We start from the raw sequence: 18,965 nt of genomic DNA on the forward strand, positions 1-18,965 counted from the left end.
ATGCCGCGGCTCGGGTCATCGGGGCGTGGCGCGCCGACGGCCGTCAGGCCGCGTCGAGCAGCCGCACCGACAGCGCGTCGGCCGCGGCTGACCGTTCAGGCAGTCTCCAGCCGGGCACGTCGGGCAGTGCCGCGCCGCGCGCGACGACGCCCGCGAGGCGCTCGGGCAGCAGCTGCCCGAGCGCGAGCGCCAGCGCTCCGCCCTGACCCTCGCCGACCAGCAGCGGCGGCGCGCCCCACTGTTCGTGCGCGCCGATCACGAGCTGCTCGAGCGCGTAGAGCGCATCGCCGAACGTCGCCGGCTCGACCTCGCCATCAAGGCCCGTCACGTACCAGCGGCGCCCGACGTGCGCGCGCCCGAGGTAGAGGAAGCGCAGCGGCTCGGGCGTGATGCGGCGGTTGCCCGGCGCCTGCTCGCACGCGAGCGCGTCGAGCTGCTGCGCGACGGACTCGGTGCCCGCGAGCACGATCGTCGTCCCGCTCGCGGGCTCGCCGTCCGGCTCCTGCAGCCGGTAGACGAGCCCCGCACGGTCGAGCAACGCGACGGACATGCCCGATCCGATCGCTTCGTGCACGCGGTTCAGACCGCCTTCTCCGGCTCGCCGATCGCGTTCTCGCCGGCCGTGAAGCCGTACGTGATCGCCGGGCCGAGCGTGCCGCCGGCCGACCAGTAGGCCTGGCCGGCGATCGACGCGACGCAGTTGCCGGCGCCGTAGAGGCCCGGGATCGGGCGTCCGCTGACGTGCAGCACGCGCCCCGACGGGTCGACGACCGGTCCGCCGTTGGTGTCGAGCGTGCCGCCGCCGATCAGGATGCAGTGGTACGGGCCCGACGAGGCGAACGGGTACATCGTCGGGTTCTTCGTGTTGCCTGTGCGGCGCACGCCGCCCCACGAGACCTGGATCGGCGTCGAGCCGCGGCCGAAGTCGTCGTCTCTGCCGGCCCGCGCGAAGCCGTTGAAGCGATCGATCGTCTGCTGCAGGTTCGCCGTGAAGCCGTCCGACAGCCGCACGTCCGGGCCGATCGCGCCGTTGATCGAGACGCTGCCGCGCAGTCTCGCCAGGCGCCGCTCGACGTTCTGCGCCAGCTCCGGGATCGTCGCGCCGGAGATCACGTACGGAGCGGTCGTGCCCGGTCTCGGGAACGGCGCGCCGTACGCCTGGTACGGATCGTTGGCGACGGTGTCGTCGTAGATCATGAACTGGACGAGGTTGGGGTACTCCGCCCGCACCGTGTCCCACACGAAGTGGCTCTGCGTGTGCTCGTTGTACGGCGTCTTCTCCGACGAGACGCGGTCGCCGAAGCGGTTGACCATGATCATCGCGTCGCCCGGCGGGATCCAGAGGTCGTCGACGACGCTCGAGTTCGCCAGCGCCTGCTCCAGCACGTGCTGGACGAAAAAGCCGTTGCGCATGTTGCCCAGCCGCGCGCCGAGCTGCGTCGCCATGTCGATGAAGTCGCCGGTGTTGGTCGGCACCGCGCAGCCGCCGAAGATCGGGCCCTTCAGGTAGTTCATGACCTTGCTGCGGTCCTGCGTGAAGCCGCCCGTGCCGAAGACGACGGCGCGGCGCGCGCGGTACATGCGGTCGCCGTCGGGCGTCTGCGCCTGCACGCCGACGACCTCGCCCTTGGCGTTGGTCGCGATCTGCACGACGTGCTGGCCGGTGAGGACTCTCACGCCCTTTCTGCGCGCGTAGGTCGCCAGGCCGGTCATGAGGCTGCCGCCACCGCCGCCCTCGGAACCGATCGGGTTGAGCGTGCGGCCGTACGGCGCCTTGTTCTCGGGCAGCTCGGCGTGGTACTCGGGGTGCGTCCAGTCGATCCCGCCGGTCGCGATCTGGGTCGGGAGCAGCGCCGCGATCTGCGATCTCAGCACGCCCATCCGCTCGATCCGCTCGACGACCTCGGGTGCGCGGTCGTAGTACGCCTCCAGCGAGGCGTGGCTGAACCTGTCGAGCCCGGAGAGCGGCGCCTCGGGGTCGTAGACCGTCGGGTACGCGAGCCGCGCCATCAGTCTGACGGCCTCGGTCTTGGGGTCGTTGACGCCCTTGCCGCGCAACAGGTGGTTGTTGGGGATCCAGTAGGCGCCGCCGGAGCGGGCGGTCGTGCCGCCGATCGCGGGGGCCTTCTCCAGCACCATCACTCTGGTGCCGGCCTGCGCTGCGCCCACGGCGGCGGCGAACGCCGCGCCACCGCCGCCGACGACGATCACGTCGGCCTCCGCGTCGAACGAGCGCCCCGCGGCGCGTGCGACGCGCGGCATGCTCGCCAGCGCCGCACCGCCGGTGACGGCACCTGCCGCGGCCAGCAGCGAGCGCCGCGAAACCCTCGAGCCCTGCTGCGCAGCGTTCACGTCGTCGGCCATCTCTCTCTCCCAGCTACACAAATTTGCCTGCTCCTCGGGAGCGACTATCGCATATTTTGCACGCCTCATGTACGGTCTTTTCGGCGCCAAGCCGCGCACCCCGTTCGACTGGAGAGAGAACGCCATGCCGTCCCGTGCCCTCAAGCTGATCGCCGTCCTCTGCGCCTGTCTTGGCATGTCCGCAGGCCTCGCCGCCTGCGGTGGCGACGACGAGAAGACCGGCACGATCTCGCTGACCGAGCTGCCCGGAAACCCGCAGAACGGGTCGACCCCCGGGAGACCGTCGGGCGGCGCGATGGGCGGCGGCACGGCCGATTCCGCTGGCGGCGACGAGGCGGCCGGCGGCTCCGACGACGCGAGCGGCGGCGGCGACGCGGCTGCCGGTGACGATGCGAGCGCGGGTGACGACGCCAGCGGCGGTGACGACGCCGCGAGCGGCGGCGGCGATGCCGCCGAGGGCAAGGCGATCTTCACGCAGAGCTGCGCCGGCTGCCACACGCTCGCCGACGCCGGTGCCAGCGGCTCCGTCGGCCCGAACCTCGACGACCTCGCGCCGGACGAGGCGACGGTCGCCGCGAAGGTCAGAGCGGGCGGCGGCGGGATGCCCTCGTTCGACGGCACGCTCGCGCCCGAGCAGATCCAGGCGGTCGCCGCGTACGTCTCCGGAGCCGCGGGATCCTGAGGCATCCCGGCGCGTGCGTCGACCCCGGCGGATAGCCTGTCGGCCAGCGGGAATGGTCCCGCGACGATGACGAGCGACCTGACCGACCCACCCCTCGGCCCGCGCCTGCGGGAACTGCGCCAGCGACGCGGCCTGTCGATCAAGGCCGCCTCCGAGCAGGCGGGACTGTCCGCGTCGTTCCTGTCGCTCGTCGAGCGCGGCCAGTCCGACCTGGCGATGAACCGCCTGATGCGGCTGCTGCAGATCTACGGCGCCTCGCTGACGGATCTCGTCGAGCCCGCCGCACCGCCGTCGGACGTCGTGCGCCGCGGCGAGGAACTGCGCGTCCACTCGCCCGGCGAGCACATAGACGCATACCTGCTCGTGACCGACAACGACCGCCCGCTCGTGCCGATGGTGTGGGTCTACGCGCCGGGCGCCGCGATGAGCGAGCCGACGGCCCTCCCGACCGACCACTTCAGCCACGTGATCGCCGGCTCGGTCACGATCGAGACCGACGAGGAGACCGTCAGGCTCAACGCTGGCGACACGATCTACGTCCGCGCCGCCCGCCGCTTCCGGATCGTCAACGACGGCACCGAACCCGCGCGCGTACTCGGCTGCGGCGCCCTCGGCGCCGTCAGCACGCTGCCGGGGCTGACGGGCTGAGGAGCATCGGCGCGGCCCGTTCGCGCCCCCCTTCGAGTGGGTCGCGCCTCAGGAAGACGCCGCCCGCTCCAGCATCCGTGAGATCTGCCCGGCCACGGCGGCCGGTCGGTCGACGGTGTCGTGGTGGGTGAAGCGCAGCAGGGTGACGCCGCGCTCGGCCAGCGAGTTCGCCTTCTCGCGGTCTCTCTGGAAGGCACGGCGGGTGCCGTGGTCCTGCCAGCCGTCCAGTTCCACCGCGAGTCGGGCCGACGGCCACCAGGCGTCGACCTCTCTGCCGTGGACGATCGCGTTGGTCTGCGGTCGCGGCAGCTCGTGGTGGCGGACCAGGCTGCTGGGACCGTGCCGGCGAGGTCGACGAGGGTCCGGGAGAGGGTCGTGACGGGGAGGCCGTCGATGGTGGTGAGGTCTTCTTGGGGGAGGGCGGCGCGGTGGAGGCGCAGGCCATCGATCGGAGCGCGTTTGGTGGAAACCGTCACGTCAGTCCTGCGGACGCAGCCGGCGGTGCCCGACCGCGTAGACGCCGCGGTGGAGTCTCACGAGTGAGCCGCGCTGCAGGCGGTCTCGCACCATCGTCGGAGAGAACCCGATGGCCCCGAGCTGTCGCCGGTTCACCACACCGTGCTGGCAATCTGCCAGATCCGCGAGCCGCCGCTCCGGAGGAGCGGTCGCGACGACATGGGCCCAGCCTCGCAGTCCCGCCACGAACGGCGCTACGCGCGTTCGTGACGGACTGCGGAGGAATGGCTACGCCGTGGCCGGGACGCTGTCGGAGAACGTTTCGCCCCGCTCCGCCGCCTCGACCAGGGAGGCCGGGGGGTCGAAGCGGTCGCCGTAGGTGGCGGCCAGTTCGCGGGCTCGGGCGACGAAGCCGGGGAGGCCGCCTTCGTAGCCGTTGACGTACTGCAGGACGCCGCCGGACCAGGCGGGGAAGCCGATGCCGAAGATCGAGCCGATGTTGGCGTCGGCGACCGACTCGATCACGCCCTCGTCACGGCACTTGACCGTCTCGAGCGCCTCGATGAACATCATCCGCTCCTCGAGGTCTCTGAGCGAGATCTTCGAGGGGTCGGCGACCGGCGGGAACGCTTCGCGCAGGCCCTTCCAAAGGCCCGTGCGTCTGCCGTCGGCGTACTCGTAGAAGCCCTTGCCCTCGAGCTTGCCGGGGCGGTCGAACTCGTCGAGCATGCGGTCGATCACGGTCTCGGACGGGTGGTCGTCCCAGCCCGATCCGCCCGCCTCGTTCGCCGCCTTCGCGGCGTTGCGGATCTTGCGCATCAGCTTCAGGTTCAGCTCGTCCGACAACTGCAGCACCGGCGCCGGGTAGCCCGCCTGCGAGGAGGCCTGCTCGATCGTCGGGGCGGGGACGCCCTCGACCAGCATCGAGATGCCCTCGTTGATGAACGTGCCGATCACGCGCGAGGTGAAGAAGCCGCGCGAGTCGTTGACGACGATCGGCGTCTTCTTGATCTGCTTGGCGACGTCCAAGGCGCGGTAGAGCGTCTCGTCCGAGGTTGCCTCGCCCTTGATGATCTCCAGCAGCGGCATCTTGTCGACAGGCGAGAAGAAGTGCAGGCCGATGAAGTCGGCCGGTCGCGAGACGCCCTCGGCCAGTTGCGTGATCGGCAGCGTCGAGGTGTTGGAGCCCAGCAGCGCGCCCTCGGCGAGATGCGGCTCGATCTCGGCGAACACGCTCGCCTTCACGGCCGGGTCCTCGAAGACGGCCTCGATCACGAGGTCCGCACCGGCCGCCGCGGCGGGATCGGTCGTCGGGGTGATCAGCGCCAGCAGCGCGTCGGCCTTCTCCTGCGTCGAGCGCCCGCGCGAGACGGCCTTCTCGAGCAGTCTCTTGGAGTAGTCCTTGCCACGCTCCGCCGCCGCCTGGTCGACGTCCTTCAGGACGACCTCGATGCCCGCCTTCGCGCACACGTACGCGATCGCGGCGCCCATCATGCCTGCACCGAGCACGACCGCCTTCTTCGCGCGGTAGCGCTCGATCTCGGCCGGCCGGCCGCGGTCGCCGTTGACCTGCTGCAGGTCGAAGAAGAACGCCTGGATCATGTTCTTGGAGACCTGACCGGTCGCGAGGGCGACGAAGTAGCGGCCCTCGATCTCCAGCGCGCTGTCGAAGTCGACCTGCGCACCCTCGACCGCGACCGCCATGATCGCCTTCGGAGCCGGGTAGTTGGCGCCCTTCAGCTGCTTCTTCAGGTTCGCCGGGAACGCGGGCAGGTTCATCGCAAGCGACGGCGTCGACGGCGTGCCGCCCGGGATCTTGTACTTCTTGTCCGCATCCCACGGCTGCTGCGCCTCAGGGTTCGCGGCGATCCACTTCTTCGCGGCTCCGATCAGCTCGTCTCTCGACGCGACCAGCTCGTCGACGATCCCGATCTCCAGCGCCTTCGCCGGGCGCACTCTTCTGCCCTGCAGCAGCAGCGTCATCATCGCGTTGACGATCCCGAGCATGCGGACCGTGCGCACGACGCCGCCGGCGCCCGGCAGCAGGCCGAGCGAGACCTCCGGGAAGCCGAGCTGGATCTTGGAGTCGTCGACGATCACGCGGTGGTGGGTCGCCAGCGCGATCTCCAGGCCGCCGCCCAGCGCGGTGCCGTTGATCGCCGCGACGACCGGCTTGCCGAGCGTCTCCAGGCGGCGCAGCTGGCTCTTCGCCTCGCGCAGGTAGACGGAGAACTCCTCCGCCTGGTCCGGCGTGACCGCTCTGAGGTTGTTGAGGTCGCCACCGGCGAAGAAGGTCGACTTGCCGGAGGTGACGATCACGCCCGTGATCGACTCCTTCTCGGCCTCGAGCCTGTCGACCGCGGCCGCCATCGAGCGGCCGTACGCCTCGTTCATCGTGTTGGCGCCCTGATTCGGGTCGTCGAGCGTCAGGACGACGACGCCGTCGGCGTCCTGCTGCCAGCGGATCGTGCTGTCGTCTGCCATCTAGATCGCCTCCACGACGGTCGCGATGCCCATGCCGCCGCCGACGCAGAGCGTCGCGAGGCCGTATCTGCCGCCCGTGCGGTGCAGCTCGTCGATGAGCGTGCCGAGGATCATGCCGCCGGTCGCGCCGAGCGGATGGCCCATCGCGATCGAGCCGCCGTTGACGTTGACCTTCTCCATGTCGAGGTCCATGTCGCGCACGAACCGCAGCACGACCGCGGCGAACGCCTCGTTGATCTCGATCAGGTCGAGCTGGTCGGCCGTGATGCCGGCCTTCGACAGCGCCTTCTTCGACGCCGGCGCCGGGCCGGTCAGCATGATCGTCGGGTCGGCGCCGGAGACGGCCGTCGCGAGGATCCGGGCGCGCGGCGTGAGGCCGAGGTCGGCGCCGGTCTGCGCGTTGCCGATCGCCAGCAGCGAGGCGCCGTCGACGATGCCGGAGCTGTTGCCGGGCGTGTGGACGTGGTCGATCTTCTCGACCCAGTGGTACTTCTGCAGCGCGACGGCGTCGAAGCCGCCCATGTCGCCCATCACGGCGAACGACGGCTTCAGCTTGCCGAGCGCGTCGGTCGTCGTGCCGGGGCGGATGAACTCGTCGTGGTCGAGCACGACGTGGTCGTTGATGTCGAGCACCGGGACGACCGAGTCGTTGAAGCGGCCGGCGGCCTGCGCGGCGGCGGCGCGCTCCTGCGAGCGCACGGCGTAGGCGTCGACGTCGTCGCGGCTGAACTCCTCGACGGTCGCGATCAGGTCGGCGGAGATGCCCTGCGGGACGAACGAGGTGTCGTACGCGGTCTCGGGATCCATCGCCCAGGCGCCGCCGTCGGTGCCCATCGGGATCCGCGACATCGACTCGACGCCGCCGGCGAAGACGAGGTCCTCCCAGCCCGAGGCGACCTTCTGCGCTGCGATGTTGACGGCCTCCAGGCCGGACGCGCAGAAGCGGTTCAGCTGCACGCCGGCGACCGTGTCCGGCAAGCCGGCCTTGATCGCGGCCGTCTTGGCGATGTCCGCGCCCTGGTCGCCGACCGGGGTGACGCAGCCGAGCACGACGTCGTCGACCCGGTTGGGATCGAGCGAGACGTTGCGCGACAGCAGCTCGTGCATCAGGCCGACGACGAGGTCGACCGGCTTGGTCGTGTGCAACGAACCGTTGCTCTTGCCCTTTCCGCGTGGTGTGCGGATGGCGTCGAAGACCAGTGCTTCGGTGCTTGGCATTTCTCCTACCTCGGTTGGGCTCGTGTGAGGCGCCTGGCGGCCCGGACGGACACGCTGATTGGCTAGTCAACCAATATCGTGCCACGAGCGGCGCACTGCGTGTCGAACTCATACCGCAGGAGCCTGTCCGGGACACCCGGTCGCGATGCCGCGCGCCACGTCCGCTGACCCTTCACAGCTGCGTCACCGCCCTTGCGGGACGGGGGATTAGCCTTCGCGGGGTGCACGATCGTCCGACCGCACTGCGCCTGCACGCGCTGCTCGTCCTCTTGGGCGTCGTCGCGACACTGGCGGCGGTCGCCGCGGTGCTCGCGGCGATGCTGCTGGGCGAGGACGCCGCGCACGCGATCGACCACCATCACGAGCCGCTGCTCGTCCACCTGCTGCTCGAATGGCCGCTCGTGACGGCGCTCGCGCTGCTCGTCGGAGTCGTCTCGGTGAGGACGCTCGGCGTGCTGCTGGCGCACGCGCGCGCAAGGGTGCGGCTGCGGCCGCTGCTCGCCGCCGCCCAGCCGCGGATCGTCGGTGGCATCGCCGTCGCGGTCCTCGACGACGCACGTCCAGCGGCCTTCTGCGCGGGCCTGCTGCACCCGCGGGTGTACGTGACGAGCGGGGCGCTGGCGGCGTTCGGGACGGACGGGGACGCCGGCGACGCGGGCGTGGGCGGCGCGCGCTGCGAAGGCGGCGGGCGCGGCTGTCCCGAGCCCCTGCACGCCCTGCTCGCCCACGAGGCCGCGCACGCGCGGCGGCGGGATCCGCTGCGGCGGCTGGGCGGGGAGGTCGTCGCGCGCGGGCTGTTCTTCCTGCCGGTGCTGCGGCCGTTGAGCGCCCGGCAGGCGGCGGTCGCGGAGTTGCGCGCGGACGCGGCGGCGGTCGCCGCGTGCGACGGCGACGTGAGGCCGCTGGCGAACGCGCTGCTGACGTTCGAGCAGGCCCAGCGCAGCCCGCTGCGGATCGATCCCGAGCGCGTCGACTCGCTCGCCGGCGTCCAGCGTCCCTGGCGCCAGCCGTCGCGGGCGCTGGCGGTCGCGCTCGGCACGCTCGCGCTCGTGCTCGCCTGCCCGGTGCTGGCGGTCGAGCACATGACCGGCCGCGCGCTGCACCTGTTCCCGTTCGGCGTCGAGGTCTGCCTCGCCTCCGTGCTCGCGCTCCCCTGCGCGCTGGCCGCGCTGCTGGTGTTCGCGCTGATGGCACGCACGCCGCGCCGGATGGCCCCGGTGCCGTCGATATGAGCCGCAGCGCCGCCGCTCGCGCCGTCCACCCGCCCGCCCCGGTACCGTCCATCAGATGAGCGCAGCCGACGAGCAGCAGCCGCCCGCCGTCGTCGGGTTCGAGCGCGAGGTGCTGGAGCAGGTCTGGGCCTGCGGCGGGGACACGTCGGTGCGCGAGGTGCTCGATGCGCTCAACGGACGCGACGACAAGCAGCGCGCGTACACGACGCTGATGACCGTGCTCGTGCGACTGCACGCGAAGGGGCTGCTGGTGCGCCGGCGCGACGGTCGCAGCGACCGCTACAGCGCCGCCCTCACGCGCGAGCAGTATCACGCGATCCGCGCCCGCGCAGAGGTCGACGCGCTCGTCGGCGAGTACGGCGACGCCGCGCTCGTCCACTTCGCCCGCCAGGTCGGCGAGCTGGACCCCGAGCGCCGCGCGCGCCTGGAGCGGCTCGCCGGGCGCCGCGACGACGCCTGACCGCTCGCGGCGGACCCGGTCAGCCGGGTGCGGCAACCACGCCTGAGTTCGTGGAGCAGACGACGGTCGGCCGCGAGCGCGAGCGCCGCCCTACTTCTTCTTGTGCTCGATCGGCAGCCAGACCTGGAACACGGTTCTGCCGGGCTCCGAGTCGACCTTGAGGCTGCCGCCGTGGCGGTCGACGACGATGCGACGGGCGACGTCGAGGCCGAGGCCCGTGCCGCTGCCGACCTCCTTCGTCGTGAAGAACGGGTCGAAGATGCGTCTGGCGATGTCGGCCGGGATGCCGGGACCGTCGTCGGCGATCGCGACGACGATGCAGTCGCCCTCGCGGCGCGTCGTGATCGTGATCTCGCCGGTCTCCCCCAGCGCGCCGATCGCGTTGTCGATCAGGTTGGTCCAGACCTGGTTCAGCTCCGAGCCGTGCATCATCAGTCTCGGCAGCGTCTTGTCGTAGTCGCGCACGACGTTGATCGAGGTGTGCTTGACCTTGTGCTTGAGCACCATCAGCGTCGTGTCGAGGCCCTCGTGCACGTCCGCCTGGACGACCTCGCCGCGATCCATGAAGGCGTACGACTTGATCGCCCTCACGAGCTCGCTCATGCGGTCGGTCGACTCGGCCAGCTCCTCCGCCAGCGTGTGCGCCTGCAGCGACGCCGCGATCCAGCTGATCACCTCGTTGACGACGTCGCCGGCGACCGCGGCGGTGCGCGTCAGCCACTCCTCGTCGGCGCAGGCGGTCGCGAGCGGGCCGGCGACCCTCCACGCCTCTCTGACGCCGATCGCCTCCAGCCGGTCCAGCAACTCGTCCTCGGCGTCGGCCGCCTCGACCGCGCTGAGCGGCTCGCATTCGCGCGCTCTCTTCTGCAGCTCCTCCTTGAGCCCGACGACGAGCTTCGCGTCCTCGCGCTCGACGCCCGCCTCGACGAGCTTGCCGACGAACGTCTCGAACGTCTCCAGCGTCTCGGCGAGGTCCGAGGCGGCCCGCTTGGCCGCCGCCGCCGGGTTGTTCAGCTCGTGCGCCAGGCCGGCCGCCATCGTGCCGAGCGAGGCCAGCCGCTCGGCGTTGGACTCGCGCTGCGTGATGCGGCTGATGACCGGCCGCATCGTTCTCATCAGCCGCTCGAAGACCGGCCGCGACTGCAACACCAGCTCGACGAAGTCGTCGCGGGCGATCGTCGCCATCCGCACCTCGCCCTGCGCCTGCATGCGGACGCGGTGCCAGCCGCCGGTCAACGACGGGATCGCGCCTATCCAGGTCGGCGCGACGTTCATCCCCTCCGGTTCGGCGTGGCCGTCGTGGACGAGGAAGATCGCGATTCTGCCCGCGAGGATCAGGTGCAGCCCCGACGCCTCCTCACCGGCCTCGGCGACTATCTCGCCGGCCGGGATCGTGCAGCCGCGCGCCCTCGCCGCCCAGCGCGCGAGCTGCTCGTCGTCGATCCCGTCGAACAGGTCGACCGGGCGCAGATCGGCGGCGGTGACGGGGATCGTGATCTCGCTCCCCATCTCCGGTCACGCCTCCGCGAGGTACTCGTGCACGAGCGAGACGGACATCGAGCCCTCGCCGACGGCGCTCGCGACGCGCTTGATCGAGCGGGCGCGCACGTCGCCGGCGACGAACACGCCCGGGACGCTCGTCTCCAGCAGGTACGGGTCGCGCTCCAGCCGCCAGCCGTTCGCTCTCGCGTCGAGGCCGGCGAGGATGAAGCCGCGCGGGTCGCGCGCGACGACCTCGGACAGCCAGTCGGTGCGCGGCGCGGCGCCGATGAAGACGAAGCAGGCATCGACGTCCTCGACGGTCTCGCTGCCGTCGGCGGCGCGCAGCGTCAGCCGTGCGAGGTGACCGTCGTCGCCTTCGGCGGAGACCGCCTGCGTGCCGGTCCGCAGCTCGACGTTCGGCAGCGCTCTCAGCTGCTCGATCAGGTAGTGCGACATCGACGACTCCAGCGACGCGCCGCGCACCAGCATCGAGACCTTCTTCGCGTAGCCGGAGAAGTAGACCGCCGCCTGGCCGGCCGAGTTGGCGCCGCCGATGATCACGACGTGCTGGTCTCTGCACGAGCGCGCCTCGGTCAGCGCGGCGCCGTAGTAGATGCCGGCGCCGGTCAGCTCGGAGAAGCCGGGCGCGTCGAGCTGGCGGTAGGAGACGCCGGAGGCGATCAGCACCGTCGTCGCGCTCAGCTCGCCGCCGCCGGTCAGCTCGACGAAGCGGCCGGAGCCCTCGACGCGCAGCGCGGCGGCGTCCTGCATCGTCAGCAGCTCGGCGCCGAGACGGCGCGCCTGGTCGGCGGCGCGGCGCGCGAGGTCGGAGCCCGACAGGCCTGCGGGGAAGCCGAGGTAGTTCTCGATCCGGCTCGACATGCCGGCCTGGCCGCCGGGCGCCTCGCGCTCGACCAGCGCCGTGCGCAGGCCCTCGGAGGCGCCGTAGACCGCGGCCGCGAGCCCGGCGGGGCCGCCGCCGACGATCACGAGGTCGTAGTGGTCGGAGGCGGGCACGCCGACGATCCCGAGCCGCTCCGCCAGCTCCAGCACCGACGGGCGCTCCAGCAGCGTGCCGTCCTCCAGCAGCGTCACGGGCAGGCGGTCCTGCGGCACGCCGGCGATCTCCAGCAGCTGCTTGGCCTCGTCGTCGCGCTCGACGTCGATCCAGCGGGCGGGGACGCGGTTGCGCGCGAGGAAGTCGCGCAGGTCGTGCGACTCCTTCGAGAAGCGGTGGCCGATCACGCGCACGCCGCCGGCGTCGAGCGCGGCGCCGGACTCCCACGTCGTCAGCAGGTCCTCCAGCACGGGGAAGAACTGCTCCTCCGGCGGGTCCCACGGCTTCATCAGGTAGTAGTCGAGCGCGACCTCGTTGATCGCCGCGATCGCCGCCTCGGTGTCGGCGTAGGCGGTCAGCAGCACGCGCTTGGCGTCGGGGACCAGCTCGCGCGCCTGCGTGAGGTACTCGGTCCCCTCCATGCCGGGCATTCGCTGGTCGGCGACCAGCAGCGCGACCTGGTCGCCGCGCGTGCGCAGCTGGGCGAGGACCTCGAGCGCCTCGCTGCCGCTGGAGGTGCGCATGATGCGGAAGCGCTCGCCGAAGCCGCGACGCAGGTCACGCGCGACGGCAGCGAGCACGGCGGGCTCGTCGTCGACCGCGAGAATGACCGGCCGGCGCTCGGATGCGGGAGTGTCAGCGGCCATGTACGGCTGAAGGTACTACGCCGGCAGCTCCGCCGGCAGCCCGAAGCGGGCGAAGACGGCCGGCGTGACGAAGCCGCAGATCTCCTCGATGCGACCGTCGCGCAGCGTCAGCACCTGCAGCACCGTCGGCAGGTGCGCGCCGCGCTGGGGGTGCCAGCTGTAGGTCGCGAACGCCGGCTGGCCGTTGGCCCGCGTCGACAGCACGCGCACGCGGCGTCTGCCGACGGCGTCGTAGGCGCGCCCGTTGAAAGCCCACTCCTCCAGAAACGTACGCACGCCCTCGCCTCGGTACCAGGTCGGCATCGGCGGCATCGTCAGCGTCGCGTCGGCCGTCAGCATCGCCACGACCGCCTCGACGTCGCCGCGCTCCCACGCCTCGACGTAGCCCTCCACCAACGCCCGCAGCTGCTCGTCGCCGAGCGAGCGCAGCGTCGCCTGCTGACTGCGCTGCGGCAGGTGGTCGTCGATCGTCTTGCGCGCCCGCTGCAGCGCGCTGTTGACGGCCGGGACGCTCGTGTCGATCGCGGTCGCGACCTCCGCCGCGGAGAAGCCCAGCACCTCGCGCAGGATCAGCACCGCGCGCTGGCGCGCCGGCAGGTGCTGCAGCGCGGCGACGAACGCCAGCTCGACGCCCTCGCGCTGCTCGTAGCGCGCGGCCGGCGCCGCGAAGCCGTCGGTCAGCCCGACGGCCTCGTCCGGGTACGGCTCGATCCAGACCGACTCCAGCAGCGGCTCGCCGGGGCCGAGGCGCGCGTCGGCGGGCGGGCCGTAGTCGATCGGCACGACGCGCTTGGGCCGCCGCGAAACGAGGTCGAGGCAGGTGTTCGTCGCGATCCTGTAGAGCCACGAGCGCAGCGAGCTGCGGCCCTCGAAGCGCGGCAGCGCGCGCCACGCACGCAGCAGCGCGTCCTGGAGCGCGTCCTCGGCGTCGTGGACGGAGCCGAGCATGCGGTAGCAGTGCGCGTGCAGCTCGCCGCGGTAGCGCTCGACCAGGCGGCCGAAGGCGTTCTCGTCGCCGCCGCGCGCGGCGCTCAGCAGCTCGTGCTCGCGGACGCGAAGCGACGTCGAAGTGCTCATGACGCGGGCCTCCCCGCGTCGCGTCCGTTGCACGAAATGCTCATCGCCGGCACGCTACCCGGCGCGGCGCCGGCTGTCTTCTCCAAACGTCCGGCCTTGCGCGCGGCTATCTGCCAGACGCCATCTCCAACGCGATCTGCTCCAGCTGCGGCTCAGGCACGTGCGCGAGGAACTCGTCGCGCATCCACAGCGCGATGGTGCTCTGCAGCTGAGACATGTGCCCCATCCGTCTGCCGTGCTTGACGACCGCCTCGGCGCTCTTCTTGCGCTCCAGCTCGAACTGCGCGAAGGCTGACTCGTAGGGCTGCTCGGTCAGCAGTCTGCCGAGGCAGGTCGCGTCCTCGATCGCCATGCAGGCGCCCATCGCGGCGAACGGCGTCGTTGCGTGCGCGGCGTCGCCGATCAGCACGACGCGGCCGTCGATCCATGACTTCAGCGGCGCCATGTCCCATGCCTCCGTCCGCACGATCGCGGATTGCGGCGTGCGCTCGACCGCGTCCTGCAGCAGCTCGTACCAGCCCACGATGTGCGCGAGGATCTCGCCCTTGGTGACGCTCGTGCCGCCCGCCGGCGCCTTCTGCAGCGCGTACCAGCGCGCGTTGCCGCCGCCGACGTCGGCGACGCCGCCCTTGGAGCCCTTCTCCCAGATCTCGACGTGGTGGCGCTCGGGCAGCAGCTCGTGCGTGAAGGGGATCACCGCGCTCCAGCCGCTGAAGCCGGAGTAGCGCAGCTCGCGATGCGACCCGCAGACGGGGTCGCGCAGGACCGAGTGGGTGCCGTCGGCGGCGATCACGACGTCGCCGCTCGCGCGGCCGCCGTCGGCCAGCAGCAGGGTCGCGGAGTCGTCGTCCTGCTCGAAGCCGACGACCTCCGAGCCCATCCGCACCTTGTCGGCGCCGAGCGTCTCGATCAGCGCCTGCTGCAGGCCCTGGCGCTGGATGTCGTAGGTCGGCGCGCCGAGTCTGCGCGAGACCTCGCCGACCGGGAGCGACTCGATCAGCCTGCCGTGGCGCGAGCGGATGTCGGTCCGCTCGATCGGCGAGCCGAGCTGCGCGAGCCGGTCGCCGTCGACGCCGAGGTCGAGCAGGTGCCTGATCGCGTACGACCAGATCGTGAAGCCGCTCGCGCGCGTCTGCAGGTGGTCGTACTTCTCGTGCACCTCGACCTCGACGCCCGCGTTCGCGAGCGCGATCGCCGCCGTCAAGCCGCCGACGCCGCCACCCGCGACGACCACCTTCTGCACCTGCGCCATGTCTGACCCGACCTCCGTTGGATTTACGCCTCGGCCCTGTTATCGGCGCGAAACGCGAACGGTCAAGTCGTGCCGGTCAGCGCGGCAACGCAAGCGGCCAGCTGAGCATGCTGGCGGGCGTGCCGGGGCCGCTGATGCGCGCGACCGCGCGGACGCTGAGGCCGGGCAGTCTCGGCAGCCGGCCGCGGATCGCGCGCGGGGTCACGAGCGTCAGGTCGCTGGCGCCGCCGCTTCTGCGCGTCACCGTCGCGCTCCCGAGCGAGACGTAACGGCCGTTCGGCAGCCCGGTTCTGCGGCCGCCGGCGACGCTGCGGCCGGGCGCTCTCAACGCTCTCGCGCTCGTCTGCGGCACCCACAACGCTGTTCTCGTGCTGCACGCGCTGGCGCACGCGACGGTCGCGGGCAGGCCCTTGGCGGCGAGCGCGGCCAGCGCGCCGGCGCGCACCAGCGTGACCGGCCGGCTGACCGCCGTCGGCTTCGAGTTCTTCGGACGCAGCGTGAAGCCGATCCGCACGCCGACCGATCTCGTCGCGCTCAGCGCCGACGCGGATCCGGCGCGCAGTCTCAGCGCGAGCGCGCCGCTGCCGGCGCGCGTGCGCACGAGCTTCGCGCCGCCGACGACGAGGTAGCTCGACGCCTTCCCGGCGGGCCGCGCCGGATCGCTCTTGGAGAGGCCGCGGCCGGCGATGCCGGCTCTGGCCGCCGTCGTGCGCGGCATGTACAGGCGCGCGTCGATGCGGCAGGAGTCGGCGCAGGCGACCGTCAGCGGCACCCCGCTGCTGAACGCCGCGCCCAGCTCGCCGGTGCGCGGCAGCAGCGCGCTGGCGAGCGAGACGACGCGCCAGCTCACGAGCGTCGGTCTCGTCTGCACGTTGCCGGCCGGGTCGGCGGCGCGCACGCGCACCGAGTGCGATCCCAGTCTCATGTGGGCCAGTCTCAGCGGCGCCGCGCACGGTCTGTAGGCGGCCCGATCGACCGAGCAGGTGAAGGTCGAGCCGGCCTCCGAGGCGGTGAACGACAGCGTCGCGAGACGCGAGCCGGTCTGCGCCGGCGGGGCGCCCGTGATCGTCGAGGTCGGCGGGACGGTGTCGACCGAGAAGACGACGTCCTGGCTGATCCCGGAAGAGCTGGGGTTGCCCTGCTGCGAGGCGCGCGCGGTGTAGGCGCCGTCGGGCAGCGCGGCGGATCTGAGCGACCAGGCGCCCGCCGCCAGCGGGGTGCTGATCGTCTGCGCCGGCGTGCTGCTGACGGTCCCGGATACGCCCGGGAAGATCTGCAACATCACGGTCGGGGCGGCGCGGCCGCCGAACGCGGCGGTGCCGCTGAACGTCGGCGTGGCGGTGTTGAGCGCGGCGCTCTGCGCCGGCGTCGTGATCGCGACGACCGGCGGGACCGGCGCGGCGGGCGGGATCACGGGGCCGCGAGCGGCGATCACGTTGTACGCCGAACGGGGTCGGTTGATGCCGTCGTAGTCGAGCGGCTGGCCGTCGAACGGGCTCGGCGAGACGAGGCCGCGATCCTGCTGCGCGCATCTGCTCGGCGTCGCGCACTGGTTCGAGTAGTTGTAGTAGTAGATCTGGTCGATCCGCGGATCGAGCGTGGCGAGCCCGAGCAGGAACTGCGTCGCCTGCGCCTGCGAGTCGTCGCCCCAGACTATGCCGCCGGGATCGCGGAAGCGGGCGCCGATCTCGTCGATCCAGATGCGCGAATTCGCCCACGGGCCCTGGAACTTGCTGAGGTAGTAGCGCGAGATCCGCGCGCTGTCGGGGCCGCCGGCCTGGAAGGCGTTGATGTCGCTGTGGGCGTGGAAGGCCCACACGGCCGGGAACACGCCGCCGGCCGCAAGCGCCGTCTGGTACGCGTCGACGTAGGCGTCGTCACCCGCGATCCCGGCGAAGTCGCCCGCGACGAGGGTGCAGCCGCTGGGGCAGATCGACTGCGCGATCAGGAAGTACTGCGCCGCCAGCGCCGGGTCGGCGCCGAGCGGATAGGTCGTCCCGTCGGGGTTGTTCGGCTCGTTCCACGGCGCGATCGTGGTGACGTCGGGGTAGGCGTTGCGGAACTTCGCGAAGCCGTCGGCGAACTGCTCCGGCGTCGGGGCGATCGCGGAGCCGTCGGGGTTGCGTATGTCTGCGCTGGCGGCGAACGCGATCAGCAGCGTGACGCCCTTCGCGGCCGCGCCGGCGCGGAACGCCTCGAAGTCCTCGCGCCGTCTGGTGCCGGCCGGACCTCTCGTGTCGACGACGTCCCACGGCAGCACGATCCGCGCGCGCTTGAGGCCGAGCCCGTCCCAGTACGGCTCGCTCAGCGTCGTCGCGTTGGAGTCGGAGATGCCGAGCTCCACCGCACGGGCAGGTGTCGCGGCGCCCAGCAGGGCCGTCAGCAGACCGGCGACGAGCGCCGCTGCGAGCAGCGCCCCCCGCAGGGCGCGTGCGTTCGCGTAGTTCGAGTACCCCACGACCAACCAGAACACCGCCGGCGTGCCGAGGTTGCGCTGTGCTTGTGACGATCTTGTGACACTGCCCCGAGTTGCGGCGTTTCGGGCCGGCGAACGGTCGCGCAGCGGCGGGCAAGCGGTCACGCCGACGCGGCGAGCTCCCCGGGTGCCCAGCAGGTCGGACCGCGTTCGGCCGGCAGGAGAGATGGCAGGACGCCCCCGCCGGCACGCCGCAGACGGCGCCGTACGAGTGGTGGCGGCTGCACGACGAGTACGACGCGCACGACGCGTAGGCGGCGTTCCAGCGCTCCGCCGACGGAGCGCGCCGTTCAGCGCCACCAGTGGTGCGCGGCCGGAGCGATCACCGGACCGCGGGCGGCGATCACGTCGTAGGCGGCACGCCGGCGGTTCGCGTCGTCGTAGTCGGGCGGCTCGCCGTCGAAGGGGGTCGGCGAGACGAGCCCGCGATCCTGCACGGCGCATCTGCTCGGCTGCGCGCACTGGTTGGAGTAGTTGAAGTAGTAGATCGCCTCGATGCGCGGGTCGAGCGTCGCGAGGCCGAGCACGAACTGCGTCGCGCGCGCCTGTGACTCGTCGCCCCACACGACGCCGTGCGCGTCGCGGTAGCGCGCGCCGATCTCGTCGATCCAGATCCGCGCGCCGGCCCAGCGGCCCTGCAACTTGGAGAGGTAGTAGCGCGTCACGCGCGCGTCGGCGGAACCGTGCTCCTGGAACGCGTTCGCGTCGCCGTGCGCGTGAAACGCCCACACGTCAGGCGCCGCGCCGGCCCGCGCGAGCCGGCGCTGGTAGGCGTCGACGTAACGGTCGTCTCCGACGATCCCGGCGAAGCTGCCGGCGACGAGGGTGACCCGGCTGGCGGCGCCCGCGTCGGCGGCGTCAGCGCGGCCGGCGTTCGCGTTGCCGCCGCCGCAGAGTTCGTGCGCCCGCAGCCAGTAGTCGGCCGCGAGCTGCGGGTCGCCGCCGAGCGCGTAGTGGCGTCCGTCGCGGTTGTTCGGCTCGTTCCACGGCGCGATCGTGCGGATGTCCGGGTAGCGCTCGCGGAAGGCCGCGAACGCCGCCGCGAACTCGTCCGCGCTCGGCGCCAGCGGCGCCCGCGTGCCGGGTGCGCGCACGTCGGCGCTCGGCGCCAGCACGACCAGCAGCTCGACGCCCTTCGCGGCCGCGTTCGCCCGGTAGGCCTCGAAGTTCGCGCGCCGTCTGATCCCTGCCGCGCCGCTCGTCGTCGCGACGTCGTACGGCACGACGACCCGCGCGCGCCCGATCCCGAGCCCGTCCCAGTAGGGCTCGGTGACCGTCGGCGCGTCCGAGTCCGAGATCCCCAGCTCGAGCTGCCGGTTGTTCGACGAGGTCGCGATACGCAGTGTCTTACCAGCTCGCGCCAGGCTGCTCGACCGGCGACGCCGACGCGCTGGTGTCACGCGCGAGGTCCTCACTGTCGTAGGCGCCGT

Annotated in this window: 16 protein-coding genes and 1 pseudogene; 5 read left to right on the forward strand and 12 right to left on the reverse strand. The window is 72.1% G+C overall.

Annotation, left to right across the window (positions count from 1 at the left end; genetic code table 11):
• Positions 1–43: 43 nt before the first annotated feature.
• Complete coding sequence (locus Q7L65_RS03775) at positions 44–550, reverse strand: hypothetical protein (protein ID WP_304718901.1); 507 nt, start codon at positions 548–550, stop codon at positions 44–46.
• Between the two features lie 29 nt (positions 551–579).
• Positions 580–2,364 carry an FAD-dependent oxidoreductase gene (locus tag Q7L65_RS03780; protein WP_304718902.1) on the reverse strand — a complete coding sequence of 595 codons (1,785 nt, stop codon included), beginning with the start codon at positions 2,362–2,364 and terminating at the stop codon, positions 580–582.
• 67 nt (positions 2,365–2,431) lie between these two features.
• Between Q7L65_RS03780 and Q7L65_RS03785 the strand changes: the two genes are divergently transcribed.
• A complete protein-coding gene (locus tag Q7L65_RS03785; RefSeq protein WP_304718903.1) occupies positions 2,432–3,046 on the forward strand; it encodes a cytochrome c in 615 nt (204 codons plus the stop codon).
• Positions 3,047–3,112: 66 nt separating this feature from the next.
• Complete coding sequence (locus Q7L65_RS03790) at positions 3,113–3,694, forward strand: helix-turn-helix domain-containing protein (RefSeq protein WP_304718904.1); 582 nt, start codon at positions 3,113–3,115, stop codon at positions 3,692–3,694.
• A gap of 48 nt (positions 3,695–3,742) precedes the next feature.
• On the opposite strand, the gene Q7L65_RS03795 is transcribed toward Q7L65_RS03790, so the two are convergent.
• From Q7L65_RS03795 to Q7L65_RS03810, 4 genes are all read right to left on the reverse strand, one after another.
• Entirely contained in the window at positions 3,743–4,021 is a 279-nt protein-coding gene (locus Q7L65_RS03795) for an endonuclease domain-containing protein (RefSeq protein WP_370552515.1), read from the reverse strand.
• 150 nt (positions 4,022–4,171) lie between these two features.
• Positions 4,172–4,396, reverse strand: coding sequence for a type IV toxin-antitoxin system AbiEi family antitoxin domain-containing protein (locus Q7L65_RS03800; protein ID WP_304718905.1), 225 nt, complete (start codon positions 4,394–4,396; stop codon positions 4,172–4,174).
• Positions 4,397–4,438: 42 nt separating this feature from the next.
• Positions 4,439–6,634 (reverse strand): 3-hydroxyacyl-CoA dehydrogenase NAD-binding domain-containing protein, encoded by a 2,196-nt coding sequence (locus Q7L65_RS03805; protein ID WP_304718906.1) that lies wholly within the window; start codon positions 6,632–6,634, stop codon positions 4,439–4,441.
• Complete coding sequence (locus Q7L65_RS03810; protein WP_304718907.1) at positions 6,635–7,852, reverse strand: acetyl-CoA C-acetyltransferase; 1,218 nt, start codon at positions 7,850–7,852, stop codon at positions 6,635–6,637.
• A gap of 221 nt (positions 7,853–8,073) precedes the next feature.
• On the opposite strand from Q7L65_RS03810, the gene Q7L65_RS03815 reads away from it, so the two are divergent.
• The gene (locus Q7L65_RS03815) at positions 8,074–9,084 is read left to right on the forward strand and encodes a M48 family metalloprotease (RefSeq protein WP_304718908.1); all 1,011 of its coding nucleotides are present in this window, start codon (positions 8,074–8,076) and stop codon (positions 9,082–9,084) included.
• A gap of 55 nt (positions 9,085–9,139) precedes the next feature.
• Positions 9,140–9,544 (forward strand): BlaI/MecI/CopY family transcriptional regulator, encoded by a 405-nt coding sequence (locus tag Q7L65_RS03820; protein ID WP_304718909.1) that lies wholly within the window; start codon positions 9,140–9,142, stop codon positions 9,542–9,544.
• Positions 9,545–9,634: 90 nt separating this feature from the next.
• Here Q7L65_RS03820 and Q7L65_RS03825 read toward each other — a convergent pair whose 3' ends face one another.
• The 5 genes from Q7L65_RS03825 to Q7L65_RS03845 form a co-directional block, all read right to left on the reverse strand.
• Complete coding sequence (locus Q7L65_RS03825; RefSeq protein ID WP_304718910.1) at positions 9,635–11,053, reverse strand: sensor histidine kinase; 1,419 nt, start codon at positions 11,051–11,053, stop codon at positions 9,635–9,637.
• Positions 11,054–11,059: 6 nt separating this feature from the next.
• Positions 11,060–12,730, reverse strand: coding sequence for an FAD-dependent oxidoreductase (locus Q7L65_RS03830; protein WP_304718911.1), 1,671 nt, complete (start codon positions 12,728–12,730; stop codon positions 11,060–11,062).
• Between the two features lie 15 nt (positions 12,731–12,745).
• A complete protein-coding gene (locus Q7L65_RS03835; protein WP_304718912.1) occupies positions 12,746–13,807 on the reverse strand; it encodes a sigma-70 family RNA polymerase sigma factor in 1,062 nt (353 codons plus the stop codon).
• A 106-nt stretch (positions 13,808–13,913) separates the two neighbouring features.
• The gene (locus Q7L65_RS03840; protein WP_304718913.1) at positions 13,914–15,059 is read right to left on the reverse strand and encodes an FAD-dependent monooxygenase; all 1,146 of its coding nucleotides are present in this window, start codon (positions 15,057–15,059) and stop codon (positions 13,914–13,916) included.
• A 76-nt stretch (positions 15,060–15,135) separates the two neighbouring features.
• Positions 15,136–17,517 (reverse strand): hypothetical protein, encoded by a 2,382-nt coding sequence (locus Q7L65_RS03845; protein ID WP_304718914.1) that lies wholly within the window; start codon positions 17,515–17,517, stop codon positions 15,136–15,138.
• Positions 17,518–17,678: 161 nt separating this feature from the next.
• Here Q7L65_RS03845 and Q7L65_RS27670 point away from each other — a divergent pair.
• Positions 17,679–17,789: pseudogene (locus Q7L65_RS27670) on the forward strand (DUF899 domain-containing protein); the annotation flags it as partial.
• Positions 17,790–17,825: 36 nt separating this feature from the next.
• On the opposite strand, the gene Q7L65_RS03850 reads toward Q7L65_RS27670, so the two are convergent.
• Positions 17,826–18,935, reverse strand: coding sequence for a hypothetical protein (locus Q7L65_RS03850; protein WP_304718915.1), 1,110 nt, complete (start codon positions 18,933–18,935; stop codon positions 17,826–17,828).
• Between the last annotated feature and the right edge of the window lie 30 nt (positions 18,936–18,965).

The sequence above is a fragment of the Conexibacter sp. CPCC 206217 genome (genome assembly GCF_030646165.1).
In the GTDB taxonomy this organism is placed as follows: domain Bacteria; phylum Actinomycetota; class Thermoleophilia; order Solirubrobacterales; family Solirubrobacteraceae; genus Conexibacter.

Bases quoted from the DNA above. Each gene is read 5' to 3' on its own strand.
- Q7L65_RS03775 (WP_304718901.1), bottom strand. From the start codon at position 550: ATGTCCGTCGCGTTGCTCGACCGTGCGGGGCTCGTCTACCGGCTGCAG.
- Q7L65_RS03780 (WP_304718902.1), bottom strand. From the start codon at position 2,364: ATGGCCGACGACGTGAACGCTGCGCAGCAGGGCTCGAGGGTTTCGCGG.
- Q7L65_RS03785 (WP_304718903.1), top strand. From the start codon at position 2,432: ATGTACGGTCTTTTCGGCGCCAAGCCGCGCACCCCGTTCGACTGGAGA.
- Q7L65_RS03790 (WP_304718904.1), top strand. From the start codon at position 3,113: ATGACGAGCGACCTGACCGACCCACCCCTCGGCCCGCGCCTGCGGGAA.
- Q7L65_RS03805 (WP_304718906.1), bottom strand. From the start codon at position 6,634: ATGGCAGACGACAGCACGATCCGCTGGCAGCAGGACGCCGACGGCGTC.
- Q7L65_RS03810 (WP_304718907.1), bottom strand. From the start codon at position 7,852: ATGCCAAGCACCGAAGCACTGGTCTTCGACGCCATCCGCACACCACGC.
- Q7L65_RS03820 (WP_304718909.1), top strand. From the start codon at position 9,140: ATGAGCGCAGCCGACGAGCAGCAGCCGCCCGCCGTCGTCGGGTTCGAG.
- Q7L65_RS03825 (WP_304718910.1), bottom strand. From the start codon at position 11,053: ATGGGGAGCGAGATCACGATCCCCGTCACCGCCGCCGATCTGCGCCCG.
- Q7L65_RS03830 (WP_304718911.1), bottom strand. From the start codon at position 12,730: ATGGCCGCTGACACTCCCGCATCCGAGCGCCGGCCGGTCATTCTCGCG.
- Q7L65_RS03835 (WP_304718912.1), bottom strand. From the start codon at position 13,807: ATGAGCACTTCGACGTCGCTTCGCGTCCGCGAGCACGAGCTGCTGAGC.
- Q7L65_RS03840 (WP_304718913.1), bottom strand. From the start codon at position 15,059: ATGGCGCAGGTGCAGAAGGTGGTCGTCGCGGGTGGCGGCGTCGGCGGC.